The 21,274-nt window shown below is 70.7% G+C and carries 16 protein-coding genes and 1 pseudogene; 8 read left to right on the forward strand and 9 right to left on the reverse strand.

Going from position 1 to position 21,274, the window contains the following annotated elements:
• Position 1 precedes the first annotated feature (1 nt).
• Genes HD601_RS03540 through HD601_RS03550 form a run of 3 tightly spaced genes read right to left on the reverse strand, consistent with a single transcriptional unit; the run spans position 2 to position 2,860 of the window.
• Complete coding sequence (locus HD601_RS03540) at positions 2-1,714, reverse strand: ABC transporter permease (RefSeq protein ID WP_184819394.1); 1,713 nt, start codon at positions 1,712-1,714, stop codon at positions 2-4.
• Complete coding sequence (locus HD601_RS03545; protein WP_184819396.1) at positions 1,711-2,331, reverse strand: thiamine pyrophosphate-dependent enzyme; 621 nt, start codon at positions 2,329-2,331, stop codon at positions 1,711-1,713. Before HD601_RS03545 ends, HD601_RS03540 begins: the two co-directional genes overlap by 4 nt.
• The gene (locus HD601_RS03550) at positions 2,318-2,860 is read right to left on the reverse strand and encodes a thiamine pyrophosphate-binding protein (protein WP_184819398.1); all 543 of its coding nucleotides are present in this window, start codon (positions 2,858-2,860) and stop codon (positions 2,318-2,320) included. Before HD601_RS03550 ends, HD601_RS03545 begins: the two co-directional genes overlap by 14 nt.
• Positions 2,861-3,093: 233 nt before the next feature.
• On the opposite strand from HD601_RS03550, the gene HD601_RS03555 reads away from it, so the two are divergent.
• From HD601_RS03555 to HD601_RS03575, 5 genes are all read left to right on the forward strand, one after another.
• Positions 3,094-3,276, forward strand: a complete 183-nt coding sequence (locus HD601_RS03555) for a hypothetical protein (protein ID WP_184819400.1) — start codon at positions 3,094-3,096, stop codon at positions 3,274-3,276.
• A 99-nt stretch (positions 3,277-3,375) separates the two neighbouring features.
• On the forward strand, positions 3,376-4,416 hold the full coding sequence (locus HD601_RS03560; protein WP_184819403.1) for a glycosyltransferase family 2 protein: 1,041 nt from the start codon (positions 3,376-3,378) through the stop codon (positions 4,414-4,416).
• Positions 4,413-5,552 carry a glycosyltransferase gene (locus tag HD601_RS35370; RefSeq protein WP_184819405.1) on the forward strand — a complete coding sequence of 380 codons (1,140 nt, stop codon included), beginning with the start codon at positions 4,413-4,415 and terminating at the stop codon, positions 5,550-5,552. Before HD601_RS03560 ends, HD601_RS35370 begins: the two co-directional genes overlap by 4 nt.
• Positions 5,549-6,472: a lysylphosphatidylglycerol synthase domain-containing protein gene (locus HD601_RS03570; protein WP_184819407.1), complete on the forward strand. Its 924-nt coding sequence runs from the start codon at positions 5,549-5,551 to the stop codon at positions 6,470-6,472. Before HD601_RS35370 ends, HD601_RS03570 begins: the two co-directional genes overlap by 4 nt.
• Positions 6,465-8,114 (forward strand): DUF2142 domain-containing protein, encoded by a 1,650-nt coding sequence (locus tag HD601_RS03575; protein WP_184819408.1) that lies wholly within the window; start codon positions 6,465-6,467, stop codon positions 8,112-8,114. Before HD601_RS03570 ends, HD601_RS03575 begins: the two co-directional genes overlap by 8 nt.
• Before the next feature lie 1,282 nt (positions 8,115-9,396).
• Here the strand turns inward: HD601_RS03575 and HD601_RS03580 are convergent.
• On the reverse strand, positions 9,397-11,004 hold the full coding sequence (locus tag HD601_RS03580; protein ID WP_184819410.1) for a glycosyltransferase family 39 protein: 1,608 nt from the start codon (positions 11,002-11,004) through the stop codon (positions 9,397-9,399).
• Between the two features lie 80 nt (positions 11,005-11,084).
• Positions 11,085-12,917, reverse strand: a complete 1,833-nt coding sequence (locus HD601_RS03585; protein ID WP_184819412.1) for a CapA family protein — start codon at positions 12,915-12,917, stop codon at positions 11,085-11,087.
• 87 nt (positions 12,918-13,004) lie between these two features.
• Between HD601_RS03585 and HD601_RS03590 the strand changes: the two genes are divergently transcribed.
• The 3 genes and pseudogenes from HD601_RS03590 to HD601_RS35375 all read left to right on the forward strand — a co-directional run.
• Positions 13,005-13,427: a J domain-containing protein gene (locus HD601_RS03590; protein WP_184819415.1), complete on the forward strand. Its 423-nt coding sequence runs from the start codon at positions 13,005-13,007 to the stop codon at positions 13,425-13,427.
• Positions 13,428-13,789: 362 nt separating this feature from the next.
• Positions 13,790-14,047, forward strand: coding sequence for a type II toxin-antitoxin system Phd/YefM family antitoxin (locus HD601_RS03595; RefSeq protein WP_184819417.1), 258 nt, complete (start codon positions 13,790-13,792; stop codon positions 14,045-14,047).
• 65 nt (positions 14,048-14,112) lie between these two features.
• A pseudogene (locus HD601_RS35375) lies at positions 14,113-14,406 on the forward strand (PIN domain-containing protein); the annotation flags it as partial.
• 122 nt (positions 14,407-14,528) lie between these two features.
• On the opposite strand, the gene HD601_RS03605 reads toward HD601_RS35375, so the two are convergent.
• From HD601_RS03605 to HD601_RS03620, 4 genes are read right to left on the reverse strand one after another with little or no spacing between them, the layout of a single operon-like run.
• On the reverse strand, positions 14,529-15,719 hold the full coding sequence (locus HD601_RS03605) for a Wadjet anti-phage system protein JetD domain-containing protein (protein WP_184819418.1): 1,191 nt from the start codon (positions 15,717-15,719) through the stop codon (positions 14,529-14,531).
• The gene (locus HD601_RS03610; RefSeq protein ID WP_184819420.1) at positions 15,716-19,105 is read right to left on the reverse strand and encodes an ATP-binding protein; all 3,390 of its coding nucleotides are present in this window, start codon (positions 19,103-19,105) and stop codon (positions 15,716-15,718) included. Before HD601_RS03610 ends, HD601_RS03605 begins: the two co-directional genes overlap by 4 nt.
• The gene (locus tag HD601_RS03615; RefSeq protein ID WP_343076383.1) at positions 19,105-19,722 is read right to left on the reverse strand and encodes a DUF4194 domain-containing protein; all 618 of its coding nucleotides are present in this window, start codon (positions 19,720-19,722) and stop codon (positions 19,105-19,107) included. The genes HD601_RS03610 and HD601_RS03615 overlap by 1 nt, the downstream gene beginning before the upstream one ends.
• The gene (locus HD601_RS03620) at positions 19,719-21,176 is read right to left on the reverse strand and encodes a DUF3375 family protein (protein WP_184819422.1); all 1,458 of its coding nucleotides are present in this window, start codon (positions 21,174-21,176) and stop codon (positions 19,719-19,721) included. Before HD601_RS03620 ends, HD601_RS03615 begins: the two co-directional genes overlap by 4 nt.
• Positions 21,177-21,274 lie beyond the last annotated feature (98 nt).

Consider the following 21,274-nt stretch of genomic DNA (forward strand, 5'->3'; position numbering starts at 1 on the left):
GTCAGTTGACGCTCAGGCGCTCGCCGATGCGCAGCACGACGGCGGTCATGGCCAGCGAGATGATCGCGATGATCACGCCGACGACGGCTGCCGCCTCCGGTTCGGATCCGTTGGCGTACTCGAACATGAGCAGCGACAGCGTCGAGTGGCCGGGCGCGGCCAGCAGCACCGTCGAGCTGATGTCCCGGATCGCCGACATGAAGGTGATGACGAACACCGTCACCGCCATGGGGGCGACCAGCGGGAGCGTGATGCGGAAGTAGGTCCGCCACCAGCCGGCGCCGGTGCCGTACGAGGCCTCCTCCAGTTCCGGGGAGACCTGGGTGACCGCGGACTGCATCATCATGCTGCCCAGCGGCAGGCTCTGGACGAGCAGCACGATGATCAGCGGGAGCAGCGTCTGCAGCCACGAGGCCAGGCCCGGGACGATGAGGAACACCGTCAGGTAGGCCACGCCCATGAGCAGCCCCGGCACCGCCCACGGCAGCCAGGCGGCCAGCGAGATCCAGCGCGTCAGCCGGTCCCGGCTGCGGGCGAAGACCGTGCCCAGCAGAGCGAACACGAACGTGCCGACCAGGCCCACCGTCAGCGCGACGATCGCCGAGTTCTTCACCGCGCCCACGAAGTCGGAGTCGGTCAGGACCGAGGTCCAGTGCGCCAGCGTCCACGGCTGGTCGAGGAAGAAGAACCCGAACAGCTTGGTGAAGGAGCCCGCGACCAGCATCGCCAGCGGGCCGACGATGCACACCGCCACGGCGACGTACAGGGCGATCGCGGCCAGCCAGGACTTCGCGGTGCGCGGGCGCTCCCGCACCCGCACGCCCTTGCCGCCGAGCGTGGCGTTGTCGGCGTAGCGCGACTGGACCCGCTGGTAGAGCAGCGCCACCGCCACCAGGATCACCAGCAGCAGCGTGCTCAGCGCCATGGCCTGCGCGTAGTCCGGCGGCGACGCGCGCAGCAGGTTGAAGATGCGGGTGGAGTAGACGAAGATCTCGGCCGGCGTGCCGAGGATCTGCTCCACCTCGAACGTCTCGAGGCTGCGGATGAACCCGGCCAGCAGGGCGACCAGTACCGCCGGGGCCAGCAGCGGCAGCGTGATGCGCCGGATGGTCGTCGAGGTGCGGGCGCCGGCGATGTCCGAGGCCTCTTCGTAACTGGCGTCGATGGCACGCATGGCCGGCACCAGCAGGATCGTCATGATCGGGATCGTCGTGAGGGTGATGTGCACCCACATGATCCCGGGGATGGTCTGCAGGTTGAAGATCGGCCCGTCGACGAACGGCAACCGGTCCAGCAGCTGGTTCAGCAGGCCGGAGTTGCCGTTGATCAGCAGCATCCAGCCGAACGTCATGGGCAGCACCGGGAGGAAGAACGCCGTCCAGAGCGCGTACATGACGAACTTGCGGCCGGGGACGTCGACGCGCACCAGGAACCAGGCGAAGCACAGCGCGACGGCCATCGAGATCGGCACCCGCAGCGTCAGCACCAGCGAGACGAGCAGCGACTGCACCGTCCGGCCGCTGTCGAAGGCCCGCTCCCAGGGCGCCCACGACCAGTTCAGCGCCTGCCCGGGAAAGGAGTCGCTGAAGCTGGACACGACCACGTAGAGGATCGGCACCAGCACCGGCACGCCGACGAGCACGAGGATGAGCAGCTTCGGCCACGGCAGCCGGCGCCGCGAGATCCGCCCCCGGTCCTGGGTGGTCGTGCTCATCGGGCGCCTCCGTTCTGCTGGCCGGACTCCGTGCTGTAGACGCCGCGCAGGTGCAGGTCGAACGCGATGGCGGCCTCGGTGAACGTGACGCCGACCGCCGCGCGGCCCTTCGACAGGACGTCGTCACGGCCGACCCGGACGTGGGCGAACCTCAGCCCCGGGGTGCTCGCGACCTCCTTGCCGAGCGCGCGCACCTCGTCCGGCGTGGTGGGCCGGGCGATCGCGTCGGCGTCGAAGCCGCTGGCCGCCGCGAGGTCGTCGACCCGGACCCCGTCGCCGGCCGGACTCGGGATGGTGCCCGGGCCGGTGCCGTAGACGCCGTTGTCGAAGACGACGACGCACAGGTTCGGCGGGCGGAGCCGGGCGATGGTGAACCAGTTCGCGACGCCGGCCACGGCCGACCCCTCGCCCTCGACGGAGACGACGGTGCGCTCCGGCCGGGCGAGCGCCAGGCCCAGCGCGACGGCGGACGGGTAGCCGAACTCCATGTTGTAGAGGTGCGCCGGGCTCGGGCCGAGGCTCCAGAGCCCGCCCGAGGTGGCGCCCACTCCGGCCACCACCAGGTGGTCGGCGGGCAGCTCGGAGACGAGAGCCGCGAGGGCGTCAACGCGTCGCATGGGTCACCGCCCTTTGGTCGTCCCCGGTGTGGACGAGGCCGGGAAGCGTGAGCGCGTGGATCGAGCGCTGCGTCGCGACGGTGACCAGCGTCTGCGCCACGACGTCGGTGATCCGGTCCGCGTCGTCCAGCGCCCGGGCCGGGATGGCGAATCCGGAGAGGACGGCGGCGCTCGCGGCGATCGCCGTCGAGTGGAACGGCCGCGACTCGCCGGGCCCGTCGGTGTGCGACACCAGCAGCAGCAACGGCGTGTGCTGGACCCGGGCGCGGGCGAGGACGAGTCCGCAGAGGCCCAGCCCGGTGCCCTCCATGACGGCGACCGGCAGCAGGCCACCCAGCGCCGCGCCCATGGCGACGGCGACGCCCTCGTCCTCGCGCGCACACCGCACGACCCGCAGCCTCGGGTCCTGCTCGAGCAGCCCCTCGAGCGCCGCGAACCGGCTGTCGGGCAGGTAGGTCACCAGACCCGCGCCCCCGGCGATCAACCCGGCCTGGATGGCCCGGGCGATCGAGAGTTCGTCCGCCGTCACTGTCACCCCACTCGGTGGTTGGTGGCGGCGAGCGTATTAGGTATCCAATCTGCTTGTCCATAGTTCTGAGCGGCGAAATCAGATTTTGTATATCTCCGAAACCTGCAGGTCACAGGGCTGCTACTTTCAGGGCCGCAGAGAGGTGAGGCTACCCTTCCGGCAATATGTATCCAGGAATGTTGACCTTGTCCGCTCCTGTCGGCGCAGCTCAGCGGCCCGACGACGGACCCGAGATGGCCGAAGAGACACCACGTCAGCCCACCGCGCACGGCCCGGCACTGTTGATCATGGCGAAAGGCGGCTTCCAGGTCGCTCGGAACCCGATCTTCTCCATGATCATCGACGGGCCGTTCCGGGACCGGGCTGCGCGACGACGTCCGCTCGGCCCGCATGAGCCGTACGTATACCCGTCGTGAACCTTGGGGGAACAGTGGCCGTGACGCCCGTGTGAGCACCGCGGACCGTGGTTAGCCTGCAGGCGACTTCTCCCCCTGCAATCCCCGTTCGAGGATGCTATGAAGCTGTACGTCCAGGTCCCGTGCCTCAACGAGGAGGAGACTCTCCCGCTGGTGCTCGAGTCGATCCCGCGCGAGATCCCCGGCATCGACGAGGTCCGCGTGCTGGTCATCGACGACGGCTCGACCGACCGCACCACCGAGGTCGCCCGCTCCTACGGCGCCGAGGTGCTCCGGCACCCGCGCACCATGGGGCTCGCCCGGTCCTTCCGCGACGGCGTCGACTACGCACTGGAGCACGGGGCCGACATCGTCGTGAACACCGACGGCGACAACCAGTACCCGCAGGAGCGCATCCCCGACCTGGTCTGGCCGGTCATCGCCGGCCAGGCGGACGTGGTGATCGCCGACCGGCAGACCAGCACCATCGCGCACTTCTCACCGTTCAAGAAGGCGATGCAGCGGTTCGGGTCGCGGGTGGTGAACTACGCCGCGGGCACGGATCTACCCGACGCCGCGAGCGGGTTCCGCGCCTACTCGCGCGCCGCCCTGCTGCGGCTCAACGTCGTCACCCAGTTCAGCTACTGCATGGAAACGATCATCCAAGCCGGCAACAAGCGCCTGGCCATCACGTCGCTGCAGATCGTGACGAACGAGAAGACCCGCGAGTCGCGGCTGTTCAAGAACCACTGGCAGCACATGTACCTGTCCGGCCGGGCCATCGCCCGGTCGTACCTCATGTACCGGCCGAACGTCATTCTCGGCTGGATCGGCGTGCCCATGCTGGTCGCCGGCCTGGTGCCGTTCGTGCGGTTCCTCGCCTACTGGTTCATGGGTGACGGCGACGGCCACATCCAGTCGCTGGTCTTCGGCAGCGCGATGCTCGTGGGGGCGCTGCTGTGCTTCGCGCTCCTCGTCATCGTCGATCTGCAGCGCACCAACCGCATCCTGCTCGAGGAGACCCTCGAGCGGATCAAGACCCTCCAGTACGGCGCCGGCCGGCGCGACACCCGGCGCGACCCGCTGCCGTCCGGCGGGGCGGCCGACCTCCTGCGCGAGGCCGAGGACCTCGCCGCCAGCGAGACAGCCGTCGCGTCGTGAGGGTCGTGGCGTTCGGGACCTACGACGCCACGGCGCACCCGCGGGTGCAGGTCCTGATCGACGGGCTGCGCGAGCGCGGCATCGAGGTCCGCGAGCTCGCCGAGCCGCTCGGCCTCGACACCGCGCGGCGGGTCGAGATCCTCCGCAAGCCCTGGCTGCTGCCGGTTCTCGTCGCGCGCCTGGGCCGCCGCTGGCTCACGCTGACCGGCCGGGCCCGCCGGCTCGGCCGCGAGGAGCGCCCGACCCACGTGCTCGTCGGGTACCTCGGCCACTTCGACGTGCTGCTCGCCCGGGTGCTGTTCCGCTCCGCCACGATCGTGCTGGACCATCTGATCTTCGCCGCCGGCACCGCCCGCGACCGGGGAGTCTCCGGCGGGCTGCGGACGCGGCTGCTGTCGGGCCTCGACCGGCTCGCGATCGCCGCGGCCGACGTCGTCGTCACCGACACGGCCGAGCACGCCGCGCAGGTGCCCGCCCGGAGGCAGGCCGACGCCGTCGTCGTCCCGGTCGGAGCGACGCGGGCCTGGTTCGACGCGGGAGATCGCGCTGCCGGGTCGCGGCCCGACGGTGCTGCGCTGACGGTGGTGTTCTTCGGCCTGTTCACCCCGCTGCAGGGCGCGACGGTGATCGCCGAGGCCCTGCGGCTGCTCGCCCGCCGCGACGTCCGGGTCCGGGCGACGCTGGCGGGGTCGGGGCAGGACGCGGCGGCGGTGCGGGCGACGCTGGCCGGCATCGACCCGGACGGCACGGTCGAGGTGACCTGGCGCGACTGGGTCGATGCCGCCGACCTGCCGGGCCTGGTGGCCGCGCACGACGTCTGCCTCGGCATCTTCGGCACGACGAGCAAGGCGCTCGCCGTCGTCCCGAACAAGGTCTACCAGGGCGCGGCCGCCGGGTGCGCCGTCGTCACCAGCGACACCGCGCCGCAACGGCGGGCGTTCGCCGGCGGCGCCACCTTCGTGCCGCCCGGCGACCCCGAGGCGCTGGCCGCCGCGATCGAGTCGCTCGCCGGCCCCGTCGAGCTCGCCCAGGCACGGGCCGCGGGGCGCGAGACGGCCCAGCGGTTCACCGCCCGCGAGGTCGTCGCACCGCTCGTCGGCGCTCTGGGCGCGGCGCCGGCGACGGCCGCCCGATGAGGCGGCTGCTCGCGCTCACCCGCCACCCGTGGGTGCGCCGGGCGTTCCTCGTCCTGGCGTTCGCGGCGGCGGTCTGGGCGATCGCGAGCCGCTGGGACGACGTCCGCGCGGCCTGGTCCGAGCTGCCGCCGCTGACGGTGCTGGCCGCTTTCGCCGTCGCCCTGGTGTACGTCCTCGCCACGTTGGCCTCGTGGCGCGCGGTCCTGGCCGACCTCGGCTCGCCGGTGCCGCCCGGCCCGGCGGCGCGGATGTTCCTCGTCTCCCAGCTCGGCAAGTACGTGCCCGGCGGGATCTGGAACCTCGTCGCCGCGGCGGAGATCGGGGCGGACCTGCGGATCCCGCGGCGGCGGTCTGTGACGGCCATGGCGGTGGCGCTGCTGGTCTCGATCGTGACCGGACTGCTGGTCGCCGTCGTCGCGGTGCTCGCCGGCCCCGCCGACGTCCGCGCCACCTACGGAGCGGCGCTGATCGCGCTGCCCGTGCTGGTCGTGCTGCTGCTGCCGCCCGTGCTGAACCGGCTCCTCGGCGTCGCGCTGCGGCTGCTGGGACGGCCGCCGCTCGAGTACCCGGTCAGCGCCGCCGGCGTCGCCCGCGCGTCGGCCTGGGCGCTGCTCGCCTGGCTGCTGGCGGGGCTGCACGTCTGGCTGCTCGCCACCGCGCTCGGGGCCGAGACGACGCTCGCGACGGCCGCGCTGGCGACCGGCGGGTACGCCCTGGCCTGGACGGTGGGCTTCCTCGTCATCGTGGTCCCGGCCGGGGTGGGCGTGCGCGAGGCCGTGCTGGGCCTGGTCCTCGCCGGCCAGCTCTCCGGCGGCTCCGTCGTGGTGGCGGTGCTGGCGTCGCGGGTGCTCATGACGGTGGCCGACGTCGCGCTCGGCCTCGCGGCCGCCGCCAGGAGGAGACGGCCGGCCCATGCGTGAGACCACCGGCTACCGGGCCGCGCTCGCGGCCATCGCGCTGCTGGTCGTGACGGTGGCCGGCTGCTGGGCCGTACTGACGCCCGCGTTCCGGGCCCCCGACGAGCCGCAGCACGTCAACAGCGTGCTCCGGCTCGCCTACGGCGGCGGCTGGCCGGCTCCCGGCGAGGCGCTGATGGGGCCCGCGATGATCCTGGCCCGCCAGGAGGCGGCGCTGCAGTCCGACATCCCCGGCCGGCACTGGATCCGCATCGGCCTGATCCCGTACACCGACGTCGACCCGCTCCCCGACGAGCAGCGACTCCGGGTGACGGCGGAGAACGCGCTGCCCTGGCCGGGGATGACGGCGACCTCCGTCGACACCGTCGACCAGATGACCCAGCACCCGCCGCTCTACTACGCGGCCGCAGCGGCCTGGCTGCACGCGACCGGGACCGCCGACGCCCGCTGGGACCAGTTGCTGCTGTCGCTGCGGCTGTTCGACCTGCTGCTGCTCGCGCCGCTGCCGCTGCTGGCCGCCGCGACCGTGCGCACCCTGATGGGCGACCGGCCCCGGGCCCGCCCGGCCGCGCTGGTCGCCGCCGCGGGCGTGCTCTTCGTCCCGATGTCCGGGCACATCCTCTCGGCGGTCACCAACGACGCGCTGGTGACGCTGACGGGCGCGGTGATCACCTGGCTCGTGGCCCGGGTCCTGACGGGCGACCTGCGGTGGCCGACGGCGATCGGGCTGGGGGCCGCGCTCGGCGTCGGCCTGCTCACCAAGGTGATGGCGGCGTTCGCGGTGCCGATGGTGGTCCTGGCCTACGTCCTCGCCGGCGTGGTCGCCCGGCCGCTGCTGGCCGAGCTGCGCAGGACGTGGTGGCCGCGGGCGAGCCGGGTGCTCGTGGTGGGCGTGGTCACGTTCGCCGTCGGCGGCTGGTGGTGGCTGCGCAACCTGCTCGTCTATGGCGCCGTCCAGCCCGTGGGGATCCCCGAGCGCTGGGAGCCGGTGCCGAGCGAGGGCATCGGCCACTTCGCCACCACCGTCGTCACCGCGTTCACCCGCTCCTTCTTCGGCGACTTCGGCTGGCTGGAGCTGCGGATTCCGGGCGTGGCGTTCTGGGGTGGCGCGACGGTGGTGGCGGTGCTGGGCGTGGCGGCGCTGGTCCGGCGCGACTCCCGCGGATACGTCGCCGTGCTGCTGCTCCTGCCGGTCGCGCTCTGGTGGAGCGTCGTGCTCAACGCGTGGCGGTCCTACGTCGACACCGGCTGGATCAGCGCGGTCCAGGGGCGATACCTGTTCGCCGGACTCGCGGCCCTGACCGTCGTGTCGGCGCTCGGCGCCCGGCCACCGGCCCGGGCGGTGCCGTGGATCGTCGCCGGCGGCGGCATGGTCGCGGCGGCGGCGCTGCTGTTCGCGTTCCACGGCATGTACTGGGGCCACCAGGACAGCCCGGCCGACGCGGCGGCTCGCCTGGCCGGGTGGAGCCCGCTCTCGTCCGGTCAGCTGGTGGTCGCCGCCGTGCTGGCGCTCCTGGCCGGCGCGCTCGCCGTCGGCGCCTCCGTCCGGTTCGCCGTCGAGTCGAGCAGTACCCGGGCCGTCGCGACGGCGGCGCCCACCGCGAGCACCGCGGCCACGACGGACGGGACCGGCGCGTCGGTGTAGTACCAGGGCTCGGCCGGCGGGGTGGTCAGCTCCTTCGCGACCCAGCCGGCGAGGTCCGCGAGCGCGACCGCCGTCCAGACCGGGACCAGCAGCCGTGGGCGGGTGACCAGGCCCGCGGCGACGGCCAGGCAGATCGGGAGCAGCACCGGCAGCAGGTAGCGCGGGTACACGCCGCCGCCGTTGGAGGCGAACACCACCTGCGTCGCCACCAGCACCCCCGTCGGCAGGACGAGCAGCAGCCACAGCAGGCGCCGGTCGGTGGCCTCGAGGTCGGCGGGACGGGCGTGGTGGCGGACGGCGCGGGCGGCGGCGAGCGCAACCGGGATCCAGACCAGCACCAGCGCGGTGACGACCATGGCGGTCATCACGTAGGTGGTGCGCGGGGGCTGCTGGCCGGACCACCAGAACAGGTTCGGCATGCGCAGCCAGGTGACGGCCTCGACCAGCACCTGCAGCAGCGGCTTCGGGGACCGGCCCTGGTTCTCGTAGGACCAGTCGAAGTGCGACCCCGTCAGGTTCCCCGTCAGCTCGAGGTTGCGGGCGTAGAACCAGCCAGCCGCGGCCAGCACGATCGCCGGGCCGCCGAGGACCAGGCCGGCCACCGGCGCCCACCGTCCCCGTCCCTGCCGCGCGCGGACGATTCCGGCCAGCCCCGCCACGCCCGCGACGACGACGGCGACCACTCCGGCCGAGAGCCGGGTCAGCGCCGCCCCGCCGGCGAGCAGCGAGAGCGCCAGCACCAGGCGGGCGTCGAGGCCGCGCCGGACCGCCGTCCCCGCGACGCCGAACATCGCCGTCACGAAGACCGCCGCGAGCAGGTCGTTGTAGCCCGAGCCGCCGACGAGCGACTTCGCCGCCATCAGCGCGACCACGAACGCGACCACGGCCGGGACGGCGCTCCCCGGCCGGCAGATCCGCCGGGCCGCGCCGTGGGCGACGAGCACGAGCAGGCCGGAGAGCAGCACGTTCACGGCCCGCGCGGCGTACACCGCAGCCTCCGGATGGCCCGCCTCGGCGAGCGGCCCGACCAGCGGGGCGATGAGCAGGTAGTACAGCGGCGGGTGCTGCGCCGTCCACTGGACGGGCGCGAGCCAGGCGCCGTCGGGCCGGTGCTCGAGACCGTCCTCGAAGACCGGGAGATCGCCCTGCCAGACCTGGTAGGCGTAGTCGATGTGCGGGGCCTCGTCGCCGGTCACGTACGGCGCCTGGACCAGCGCCGCCACCGCCGACAGCAGCAGGGCGGTCAGCACGGCGAGCGGGAGCAGCGCGCGGATCGGGAGCCTCACGCGACGGGCTCCCGGGTCCGCACCGGCTCGACCGGCTCGGTGGCCGCCACGACCGCGTGCCGCGCGAGCAGGACCGCCGCGGCCGACCCGGCCAGCAGCACGACACCCAGCACCGCCGGCGGGAACGGGTACCACTCCACCATGGCCCGGGCGGCGCGGGTGACTCCACCGAGGTTGCCCACCCCCGTGTCGGCGGGCAGCCAGTAGAGCGTCCACACGTCGTGCCAGAACGCCGCGTGGATCGCCACGGCGAGCGCGAGCAGGCCCGGGAGCACCCAGCGCCGGTGCGCGGGCGCGAGCGCCGCGGCGCCCGCGACGGCCACGACCATCAGCCCGACGATGCCCGGGAACAGATAACGGCCCTGCTGAGCCGCCGCGACGTCGCCGAACGCGGCGAACTGCTCGTACGAGCCGCGCGCGACGATGGCGGCGAGCGCGGGGATCGGGAACAGCAGGACGAGCGCGACCGTCCGCGGGAGGCTGCGCCGGGCCAGCGTCACGCCGATGCCGGCGACCACCGCGACGAGGGCGACCCGGGCCATCCACCACGAGGCGTCCATGGCGCGGTCGGCGTCGTGGTCGTTGACGAAGAACAGCGTCACCATGCGCTCGGCGAACCGCGACAGCCAGTCCCAGCCGCCGTCGGACCAGCCGTAGACGGCCGTGAGGTCCGGCGGCTCGGTCTGCGTGCCGTGCGGCTGGATGGTCCCGTACTCGAGCTTGTTCCGCAGCCACCAAAGCGCCCCCGGCACGCTGGCCGCGGCCGCCACCAGCAACCCGCGGGCCGCGTCGGGCGTGCGCTGCCGCTCCCGCGCCGCCGCCACGACGTAGGCGAGCAGGATCCAGGCGGGCATCAGCAGCGCGAAGCCCTTGGTCAGCAGCGCCAGACTGGTGACGGCGCCCAGCGCGGCCCCGGTCGTCCAGCGCAGGTCGCCGGTGAGGACGCGCGCCACCAGGTAGGTCGCCGCCGCGAAGAGGACGATCAGCAGGGTGTCGTTGTTGACCGACGACTCGATGTGCGTGAGCTCGGGGACGAGCAGCGGCGTCGCGGCGGCCACCACGGGCAGCGGGTCCGCGAGCCCCAGGCGACGCGCGGTGAGGAACAGCAGCAGCGGCAGCGCGGCGACGAGCAGCGCGTTGCCCCAGCGCAGCAGCATCCACACGGCGTCGAGGGGCTGGTCGGCCCAGCCCGGGACCGCGGCCACCACGGCACCGCCCAGCAGGTAGTAGAGCGGCGGGTGCTGGATGAGCTGGTTGTGGACCGGCTCACCGGCCGAGGTGATGACGGGGGCCGAGTCGCCGCCGGCCTCGTCGTACGAGAGCCGCTGGCCGCGCGGCGGCAGGTCGTCGCGGTCGGCCAGGTGCTGCGGTCCGGAGAGACTGTCCGCGGCGATGAAGTAGCCGGCCTCGATGCCCTCGGTCAGGAACGCCGTCCCGGGGTCCGGCCACGGCCACGCATCGCCCTCGGCGACCTGCAGCACGAGGTCGACCTGCTGGCGCTCGTCGGGCGAGCGCGCGTTCGGGAAGACCGCCGTCTGCGCCAGCGCGACGACCAGGTGCACCACGGCGATCAGCCACACGACCGTGGGCACCGCACGCCTCATGGGGGGAGCCTAAGGGGCACCTCCGGGCCGGATGCCCGGTGGTTCCGGGCTGTTCGGCCAGTGTTCGCGAAGCGCGCGCCCTACGGTCCCGCGGGCGCGCTGAAGTGCTGGTAGTCGGGGTCGGAGAAGTCGCCGCCCCACTCCCAGCCGGCCCGCTCGAACGCCTGCCGCACGATGTCGCCGTCGGTGATGACACCGGGGAGGGCCGGTGTGCTCCCGCTCCGGTCGACGACGGCGAACGGGGCGGCGGCCGGGGGTCGCACCTCGCCGCCGACGACGTACGGGTTCTGGACCGGGTTGATGTCGATGGCCCGCCCGAAGGCGTGGTCGGACCAGTGCTGCTGGCCGGCGACGCGGCGGCAGTTGTAGCCGGACGTGTTGTTGTTGGCCATGGACAGGTCGTCGTCGCCGCCGTACTCGTCGACCAGGAGCATGCGCTCGATCGGGAACCGCGACTCGTAGAGCGCCTGGAACACGCCGACGACGTCCTCGGCGACGTCGGCGTGGACGACCAGCTCGCCGCGGCGGGCGCGGCCGTCGAACCCGACGTGGGTGACGACGAGGTGGCGCAGGTCGGTGAGCGGGACCGGGCAGGTCGCGGGGTCGTGGCTCTGCATGGCGAGGGCCACCGAGGGACCGATCGGCTCGACGGACGACGCGAAGTCGGGCAGCGCGTCGTCGGCGGCCGTGGGCGTGCCGGGCGGTTCGGCGGGCGCCGCCGGATCGGCGCCGGGTCCCGGCGCCAGACCGGTGCATCCGCGCAATGCGTGCCACTCGTTCACGGCCTCGGTGCGGGCGTCACCCGTGAGCAGGCCGGGGCCGCCGCCCGCGGGCGGGATCCGCCCCGGCAGCCACTCGTCGCCGACGACCTCGCCGTCGCGAACCGCGAGCCGCAGCACGCCGGTGTCGGGCTCGCGGCCGTGGTACCAGTAGAAGTTCCCGAGCCCGTAGTTGACGTACGTCGAGCCCTGCAGGCCGCCGCCGAGCGGGGTGTGCGCGTGGCTCCCCAGGACGATGTCGGCGCCGGCCTCGGCGAGCGTACGGGCCAGGTCCTGCTGGACCGGCGTCGGGCAGGCGTTGAACTCCTCGCCCCAGTGCAGGTAGACGATGACGACGTCGTCCACCTGTGCCGACCGGGCGACGGCGGCCGCGAGCGTCGCCTCCTGCGGGCCGCGCGCCGACGCGATGCCCAGCCCGGTGCCGGGCGCGGCGGCCCAGGTCGGGTCGGCGCTCTCGAGCGGCGACGCGTCGGCGGCGTGGATGGCGACGTCGGTGCCCTTGACCCTCACGCGGTGCGGCGCGTACGCCTGCCGGTCGTTCCGCCCCACCCCGACGACGGCGACGGCGCCGGTCTCGCCCGCCTGGACGGTGTCGGCGAGGCCGGTCCGGCCGTAGTCGGCCCCGTGGTTGTTCGCGATCGACACGACGTCGACGCCGGAGCGGGCCAGCAGGTCGAGCGCGGCCGGGCCGGTGCGGAACCAGAACCGGTTGGTGGGGTCCTCGAGCTCCTTGGCCGCCGGCTCGCCCCGCAGCGTCAGCGCCGACTCGAGGTTGACCATGGCGAGGTCGGCCTCGGTGAGGATTTCCGACATCGGGCCGAGGGTGGAGCCGGGCAGCGCCGGAACGCCGGTGTACGCGCCCTCGAAGTGGACGTCGCCGGCGAACGCGAGCTGGATGGTCGGGGTGTCGCCGTCTGCTGCGTCGCCGTCGGTGGTGTCGTCGGTTGCCGCGTCGTCCGGGGCCGGGGTCACCGGAAGGTCGTCGAGCGGGTCCGGTGGGGCGGCGAGCGGACGTTCGGGCCCGCCCGTGGTCGGCACCGGCTCGTCGCGGTGGTCCGGCAGCGGCGCGCCGGCGATGACGGCGGCCGCTGCGATGCCTCCCGCGAGAACGAGGCGAGGACGACGGCTCCGCATGATCACGATCATAAATGGCGCATATCAGAATCCTCTGATGTCACAATCCGCCGCCGCACGGGGTCGTATGGGTGGAGGTGAAGGATCGTGAAGGCTGACATCGCGGGCCTCGGCGGGGCCGACCCGCACGACGTGCTCGGCGTGCGGGTCGGGGCGAGCCCGCAGCAGGTGAACCGCGCGTTCCATCGCGAGGCACTGCGGGGCGGCCACCCCGACACCGGCGGCGACGCCCTCGCCTTCCGGCGCCTGGTGGTCGCCCGCGACGCCCTGCTCGCGCAACCGCAGGTGACGCCGTCGTCGATGGGAGTGCGCACCGGCGGCGCCGGTCCCACCACGGCCACACCCCGGCCACCCCGGCCGCCCCACCCGCCTCAGCCGCCGCCCGGCCCCGGCCGGGCGGCGGCGCGGTCGTCCGACGCGAGCGCGATCCCGCTGATCCTGCTCTTCCTGGCCTTCTTCGTCGGCGTCCCGCACGTACTGCTCGCGCTCGTGCTCATGCTCGTCCCGTGACCTTCGACGCATCCGTCCAATCCGTCACGCGGGCACGTCGGCATTGACCAGATCGTCAAAGGCTCGATGGAGTGCGTACGAACGGCATCGATGTGAGATCTCTGCGTGATGGGTGTGACGATGCTGTCGCTCCGACCACAGTTCCCTCACACCGTCAGCGCAGTGATCTCGCACCGTTGCGACGCGAAGAGACTCACCGCAGCCGTCGGTGCCCCCGTCCGGTTCGAACAACATCCACACGCCAGCCGACGCTGAGTAGCCTGCAGATATACGCACGAACGTCAGCGGCGGACAGCACGTAGCAGAGGACGACCGCAAAGCGTAAGGTTGTGTACACACCGATACACAACCTGGAGGCTCCGATGGCGACGACCAAGGTGGGCATCCGCGAGTTCCGCGCGGGGCTGGCCGACTACATCGCTTCCGACACTCCGGTCGTGGTCACACGGCACGGCCAGACGGTCGGATTCTTCATCCCGGCCAAGAGCGACCTGTCCGCGGAAGTGGCCGCCCTACGGACCGCGGCCGCGCGACTGGACGAACTGCTGGAAGCCGAGCACGTCGACGCTGACGAGATCGTCGAGGACTTCAAGGCGGCCCGGCGCAAGACGGCGCGCTAGTGGAGATCGAACGCCGGCTGGTGCTCGACGCGAACATCCTCATCCGCGCCGTCCTTGGCCGCTGGGTGCGGGAGATCATCGCCGAGCACGCTGGCGCGGCCGCGTTCTTCGCGCCTGAAGTCGCCTTCGAAGACGCCCTGAACTACCTGCCCGCGCTGCTGGAGAAGCGAGGAGTCGCCGCCGGGCCCGCGCTCGCCATTCTCGAACGACTCAGCGGCATCGTCCATGCAGTCGGCGAGGAGACCTACTCGCCGCTACGCCGGACGGCACTCGCCCGAATCGAGCAACGCGACCCCGACGACTGGCCGATCCTTGCCACCGCGATCGTCCTGCAGTGCCCAATCTGGACCGAGGACCAGGACTTCTTCGGCACTGGTGTCCCCACCTGGACCACCGACCGCGTCAAGATCTACCTTTGCCGCCGACGACTAGCCAGGGCACCACTGCTTTCGGGCTGCCGAGCCCAGCTATCGACGATGTGTCAGCGGTTGACGCCAGTGGCTGCGGCAGCGATAGCGCGCTCGATCAGCGGGTACCAGATGCGCTCCTGTTCAAGCCGTATCGACGGTCCTAGGACGTCCTCGACCAGGTCGCTGTACAGGTCCGTCTCATCAGGCCGAAGGTTCTCCAGGTGTGCGACATGCTGAGCTTCTTCGGTGACCCATTGCCCTTCATGTGCAAGAAGCGTCGCGCGGTCCATCAGCATCGAACGTACCTGCGGAAAGTGGCGTCGGAGCCGATCCAGAATGGCGAATCCATGCGTGTCGATGTCGCCCCAGTAGACGACGTCACGCTCACTCAACCAGCTCAGCGACTCGAGTACGGATACCGCATAGCCGCCACCGAACAACGCGAGAGCGTCGTCGACAGCCGGGAACGCGAGATAGGTCGTTTCGTTCTCGATGACGTAGACGGTTGCGCCGGGCAGAGGCCGGCGCGCAAGCTCGTCCGTCCGGAACATCAGCTCGCCATAGCCGTCGACGAGCGCCCGGCCAGGTGTCAGCGATCGCAGCCGTGCGTACCTCGGTCGCCGCAGGAAGCCGTACCGTCCAGCGAAATCGGCGCGCGGCTTGCTCAGATCGATCCGGTTCACGTCGAGCTGGTGATCGAGCAGCGTGGCGAGCACGATGCGGTGGCGTTCGATGAACTTGGTGTCCACTCCGGGAACATCGATCTGGCGGAGGTAGCGCCCGTGATCGGAGCCGACGTCGATCCACTGGATGGTCCTGGTGATCGCCGGCCACTCGGACTCGAGTTCCAGGACGCGCAGTGGATGCCCGAGCATCCACTCCACGAGCCGTGGAGTGGATGTCCGCGCAGCCGCCACCAGCTCAGTGAATCGCCGCACCTGCTTCTCTGCACCGACCGCCGACCACAGCCCGTCGTAGCTGTCAACCCACAGCCGGGCGGGCAGCTCGTTCGTCCCGACCAGCCGCCCGCCGACACGCCGGTACTCCAGCCGGCCCAGCCGCCCGCCGACGCGTTGCCAGACTCGGACCCACGCCTGCACTTGGTCCAGGCCGGCGGCCACTTCACCGGCCGTCGGGCCACGCAGCAGTACGCCGACCGGTTCCCACGACACGTCCTCGGCGAACGCACGCAGCGGGCCGCCGGACTCCCATCGGCGCCGGAGCTTGCGTTCGACATCGTCCGGCGTGGTCCACGACGTCATGTCCGTGCGGCTTCCTGGGCCAGAAGATGCGCGGCTCGCCGCTCGCGATACTCCTCGATGGTCATGCACTGCAGCCGTGAGTAGTCACCTTCCTGGGTGTTGTCCACGTATCCGACGGCCTTCACGAACGGCTCGATCACATGGATCTTCTGCAGCGGCGTGACGATCAACAACTGCAACCCGAGTTGACCGAACAGCTTGAGCGCGTAGCGCGTCGACTCGTCCGAGCCTCGACCGAACGCCTCGTCGATGACGACGAACCGGAACGACTTCGATCGCGCCGCGTCCAGCTCGAGCTTGAACTGGTAGGCCAGCGACGCCGCCAGGATGGTGTAGGCCAGCTTCTCCTTCTGTCCTCCCGATTTGCCACCTGAGTCGGTGTAGGTCTCGTGCTCGGTGTCGTCCTCGCGCCAGCGCTCCGACGCGGAGAACACGAACCAGTTGCGCACATCGGTGACCCGCTTCGCCCACGCGGTGTCCTGATCGGTGTGGCCCTCGCGACCCCGGAACCGCTCAATGATTGACTTGACCTGCAAGAACTTCTGCTCTGAGTACTGGTCGGTGTCGTCCTCGGCGGCTGTACTCTCGGTGCACGCCCGAAGCTCAGCCCGGAAGTCACGGACGTCGGTGTTCGGCGTCGGGTGCTGCTCGAGCCGGATGTAGCGGCCGGGGTTGTAGTCGATGCTCACCAGGGACTGGTTGATGATGTCGATTCGTTCCCTGATGAGATCGACCTGCTTGTTGAGCTGTGCCTGGAAGCCCGCGACGTCCCGGATCGTGTTGGTGTTGAGATATGTCTTGAACTGCTTCTCGAAGCGCGGCAGGTCGTCGTGGACGAGCCGCTGATGGAGCTCGCGGTACTCCCCAGCGGACTCGATCGAGTCATCGAACTCGCCGGTCTCTAGTGGGTACCTCCGCCGGAAGGCGGTCATCTTCTGTACGGCCCGGTTGCCGACCGTGTTCTGCTTGGCAGTGCGCACGCCGATCGTCGACGTGACCTCGCTCGTCGTGTTGGCCTCCAACCGATCGATGACGTCGGCATCGGTCAGCGCTTCGGCGCCGATTCGCGCAGCCAATCGGTCGAACATGGTCACCGCGGCCACGTAGCCGGAGTCGGCGAGCACTACCCGGGCTTGTTCGAGCGCCTTCCGGTCGCGGCCGCGCCGGTCCTCCAGCCGTGCAACGGCAGCAAGCAAGGCGTCGCGAGCAGTCCCCGCCTCGCCGATCGCTCGCTTGATGCCCTCGATCTCGTTCGCAAGCCGCTCCAACGCGCTGGAAGAGGACTCGATCCGCTGTTGCTCGGCAGCCAGCGTCGCGATCTTGGTCACGACTTCGGCCCAGTCGAGCTGGGTGTAGTCGCGCAGCTCGTCCAGCCTCGCCAGGACGCCGCGCCGCTCGCTAGCGCGGGCGAGCGCCGCTTCGAGCCGCTGGCGCTCCCCTGCGAGCTCGCCCATGCGACGCTGAACCTTGGACGCACGGTCGAGCAGCGTGTCGATCTTCTCCTCGTTGCTCCAGCCGAGCACGTACTGGCTGCGGTCATCGAGACGCCTGCGATCGTCCTTCTCGTGGCGGCCGGCCTCCTTGATCTGCCCTGCCAGGGTGATCGCGCGACGTGCGCGGTGGAACTCGTCCATCGAATCGACGCACTCGACCCCGGCTCGGTGCGCCAACTGCCGCTCGATCCAGGGGTAGAAGTCGGAGTCGGCGATCTCCAGCCGGTGGAAGAGGGCGCGATCGGACAGGTCGTCGGCCGGCATCGGCGCGGGCGTCCGCGGTACCCGGTAGTACACCAGCCGGGCACCCAGGTGGCGGCCGTTGATCCAACTCGACGCCGCTCGATAGTGCTCGTCGGGTACCAGCAACGACAGGCCGAAGCCGCGAAGCAGCCGCTCAGCGGCGCCCTCCCACTGCGACCACTCACGCCGGACCTGGATCAGCTCACCGGCGAACGGCAGCGCAGCCTCGGCGACGCCGAGTTCGCCGCACATCCATGAGCGCAGCTCAAGGCTGCGGGCGGGGATGTTGGTGCGGCGCTCTCGCAGGCTCACCAGCTCGGTGTTGAGGTCTTTGGCTTCCCGTCCGAACTCCTTCTGGTCGGTCGCGACCTCGACCAGGCGGTTCTGTACCTCGGCATCGGCGGTGTCCGCCGACTCGGACAGCACGGCGATCTGACTCAGGCGATCCTGGAACTGGTCCGCTTGTTCCAGCAGTGGAAGCTCGGCCTGGCGCAACAGGTCGTTGAACCGGTCCCACCGCTTCTGCCGTTCATCGCGGAGCTTCTCGTTCTCCCCGATCTGGCGTTCGATATCGGCCAGTCGGTCGCCACCGCGGCCGGCCCGCTCGAGCTCGAGGGCCCGCTTGCGGGCATCGAGCTCGGCCAACGCGGTTTCTCGCACCGCCTGTTCTCTCTGCTTCGTGGCGATCTCTCTGTCCAGTTCGCCGATGCGCAGCTGAAGCAGGCTTGCCTTGCGGTCGGCGCAGAAGAACGGCAACGCGTCGCGCTCGGCCGTCAGCGCGGCGATCTCTGCGACCAGCTCGTCATATGCTGCGCAGTCGGCCAGCAGAGGCTCTAGTTCGTCGCGCTGTGAGCGGGCCTTGACCACGGCGTCGTGGGCCTTGGTGAGGTCGTCGAAGTGCCCAACCAGCTTCTCGATCCATGTCTTGGCGTCGAACGGCTCGAGCATGTGGCTGCGCACGAAATCGTTCAGGTCGCCGACCGACTTCATGGACACGGTCTGGTGGAACAGCTCCATGGCCTGCTCGGACTCGATACCCAGGCGGCGGCGGAAGTCCCTGCCGTACTCCGGGAAGTGATCGTGGACTCGTGCACCGGAACCGCGCAGCCGCCGCCGCAGGGCAATGAGATCGCTGCCGAAGTCGGCGAAGTCCTCAGTGATGGACAGCTGCCGGTCGGCTGCGACGTAGAACCGCTCCGGCTGACCGGAGTTGCCCTCCTTCGTCCAGAACACCTGGGCGAGCGATACCGCGATGTCGTACCCCTCGTTCCCGAAGACGCCGAGCACGACGGAGAAGGAGCCGGGCCCGCGCAGCCCGACCGGACGGGACGTGCCGGTCGTCTCACTGCGTTCAGCCTTGTAGTAGCCCAGGACGTACGACCGCAGGCTGCGCTCGCGTACCTCTGCGCCGGCCGCTTTGTTGTAGGAGATGCGATTGGCCGGCAGGAGCAGCGTTGTGATCGCATCGACGATGGTGGACTTCCCCGAGCCGATGTCGCCGGTGAGCAAGGCGTTGTCGCCGTCGAGATCGAGCCTCCAGGCACGGCGATGGAATGTCCCCCAGTTGTAGACCTCCAGCCGGGTCAGACGGAAGCCGGTCCGGCGAGCAGCCGAACCCTGCAGCTCGACGGCGCTGAACAGGCCCGGCATCAGACCTCCTCAGGCTCGTCGCCGAGCAACTCCGCCGCATACTCGGCCAGTCGCTGGTCGAACTCGGCCAGCCACTGTCCGTCGACGAACGCCTTCAGGATGCGGCGCACCTCGAAATGCAAATCAGCACCCTTGATACGTCGGAGAAAGCCCAGGTCGACGACCTTGCCGATGGTGGAGTCGATCTGGTCGACCAGGCGCGCCTCGTTGCTTCCAGCAGGCATGAACACCCGCACGATCTCGACGATGTGATCACGGGAAAGGACCAACTTGGCGTCACCGCCGGTGGCGTCGAACTCGATCAGCTTCTTGCGCAGCAGCGCCAGCACAAGGCTGACGTGGAACGACAGCGCCCGGCGCGGGATCAGCCGCGGGATGCCGGGACCATCGTCATCGCCGAGATCGGGACGCGACCGCAGGAACGCGTAGCCCTCCGCCTCGTCCACCACCACGGTCAGCCCGATGACACCGACGTAATCGCGGACCTGTGGCTGCAGCTGAAGCAGCTGGCCCCACTGTGACTCATGAACGTCTCGGTACACGACGCCCTTCATGAGCTGCGTGACCACGACTGAGAGGTCAGGCTCATCCCGCCGCACAGAGGCCGCTGTCGTCATGACTGCTCGCCTCCGTCGTCGCCGGTAGGCCGGACGTAGGTGACTCGTGGAAGCTTGGCAACCCGCTCGCGGCCGCCGTCGTCGTGCCAACTGACCTGCTCACGCGCGTCCTCGTCGAACACGACGGAGAAGGCATCGTCGGAAAGGGACAGGTAGCCGATCAGCTCGGCGAGCCCATGCTCCAGCGGGGCAGTGCGAACGAGCTCCGCCAGCCCGACCTGGCTGCGGTTCTGCAGCGCCCTCCTGACGCCGGACGCCAGCAGGCTGCGGTCGACATACACCTGCTCGAAGAGCGCGGCTGGATCCGCTTCGGCGTCACCCGCATCAACGCGGCTGTCAATGGGTGTCCTCGCTGCTGGAGCGTACAACGGCCGCTCCAGCGGTAGCACGATGGCCGGCGCGGTAGCGTCGAGCTCGAACGTCAGTGACGGCGTGCCGTGATCGCGCACCCGCAGCGCATTCGACTCGATGCTGTGCAGCAGGTCCATCACCCGCCGATTCTCCAGCCACACCTGATCGTCCAGGAACCGGCGGAGCTGGTCGGACAGGACGCGTACGGTCCCCTGGGTCTGCTCGCCGGCGTCGAGCCAGTCGTAGTGGATCCGCCGGATCCTCGGATCCCGCTCCTCGATCGCCGCCAGCTGCTGCACCCGATCGAGGAGGTCGGTCAGCTCCGCCTGTCGCTGCGGGGAGAGCAGGAAGTCATAGAACGCCTGGAAGCTGCGTCCCTGATCGGACTCGGTGATGGCGTCGCGATCGCCCAGGACGTCGTCGAGCAGACCGCCCTTCGAGCCACTCCACGCCGCGATGCGCTCCCGCAGATCGCGGTCGAGCCGGCGGAAGTTCGCCTCGACCTCACGGAAGTCGGACAGTAGCTCGCGCGCCGTGTCGGCGAACTGCTGGTACCGGTCGCGCTGCGCCGATGGATCGAGTACGGAGACGTCGCCGCGTTCGACCTGTGCGATCTCGAGATCTATCTCGTGCCGGCGCCGGTGCAGTTCGGCCAGGCGGACGTCGGGGTCTTCCTCGGCGCCGTAGACGATCTGGCGCAACAGGTCGAACAGAGTGTTCAGCCGCGACTCCGTACCGACGAACGAGCGAGACTCGAGTGAACGAAGCCACGACAGGGCCTTCTCCACTGCGGGAGTGGCGTCGAAGTGCGGCTCATCCGATCCAGCCGGATAGTACTTGCGCAACCAGCCGAGTTCAGGAGTGGACCAGTCGTTCAGGTACTCACGGGGGGATTTCGGGAACGTCCCTGCCCCTAGCCGGTCGTTGAGTGCGTAGAGCTCATCGTCGAGCTGGCTGATCAGCACGGTAGCTGAGACCGAACGCGCGTTGCCATCCACGAAGACCCGGTGCAGAAAACTGAGGACCAGCGGTGCGTTGCCGGCACGCAGCAGGCGCCATGCGGCGTCATGATCCCGGAGAAAGGTGATGTCTTCGTACCTCACCCTCAGCGGCCTCTTCCCCTTGGGCGGCGAGTCATTAGTTCGTCATGCTACGTCCGGCCTCAGACAGAATCCGCCGCCGCGCTGGCCGGGCCACCGGC

The organism is Jiangella mangrovi, from assembly GCF_014204975.1.
GTDB classification, from domain to species: Bacteria; Actinomycetota; Actinomycetes; order Jiangellales; family Jiangellaceae; genus Jiangella; species Jiangella mangrovi.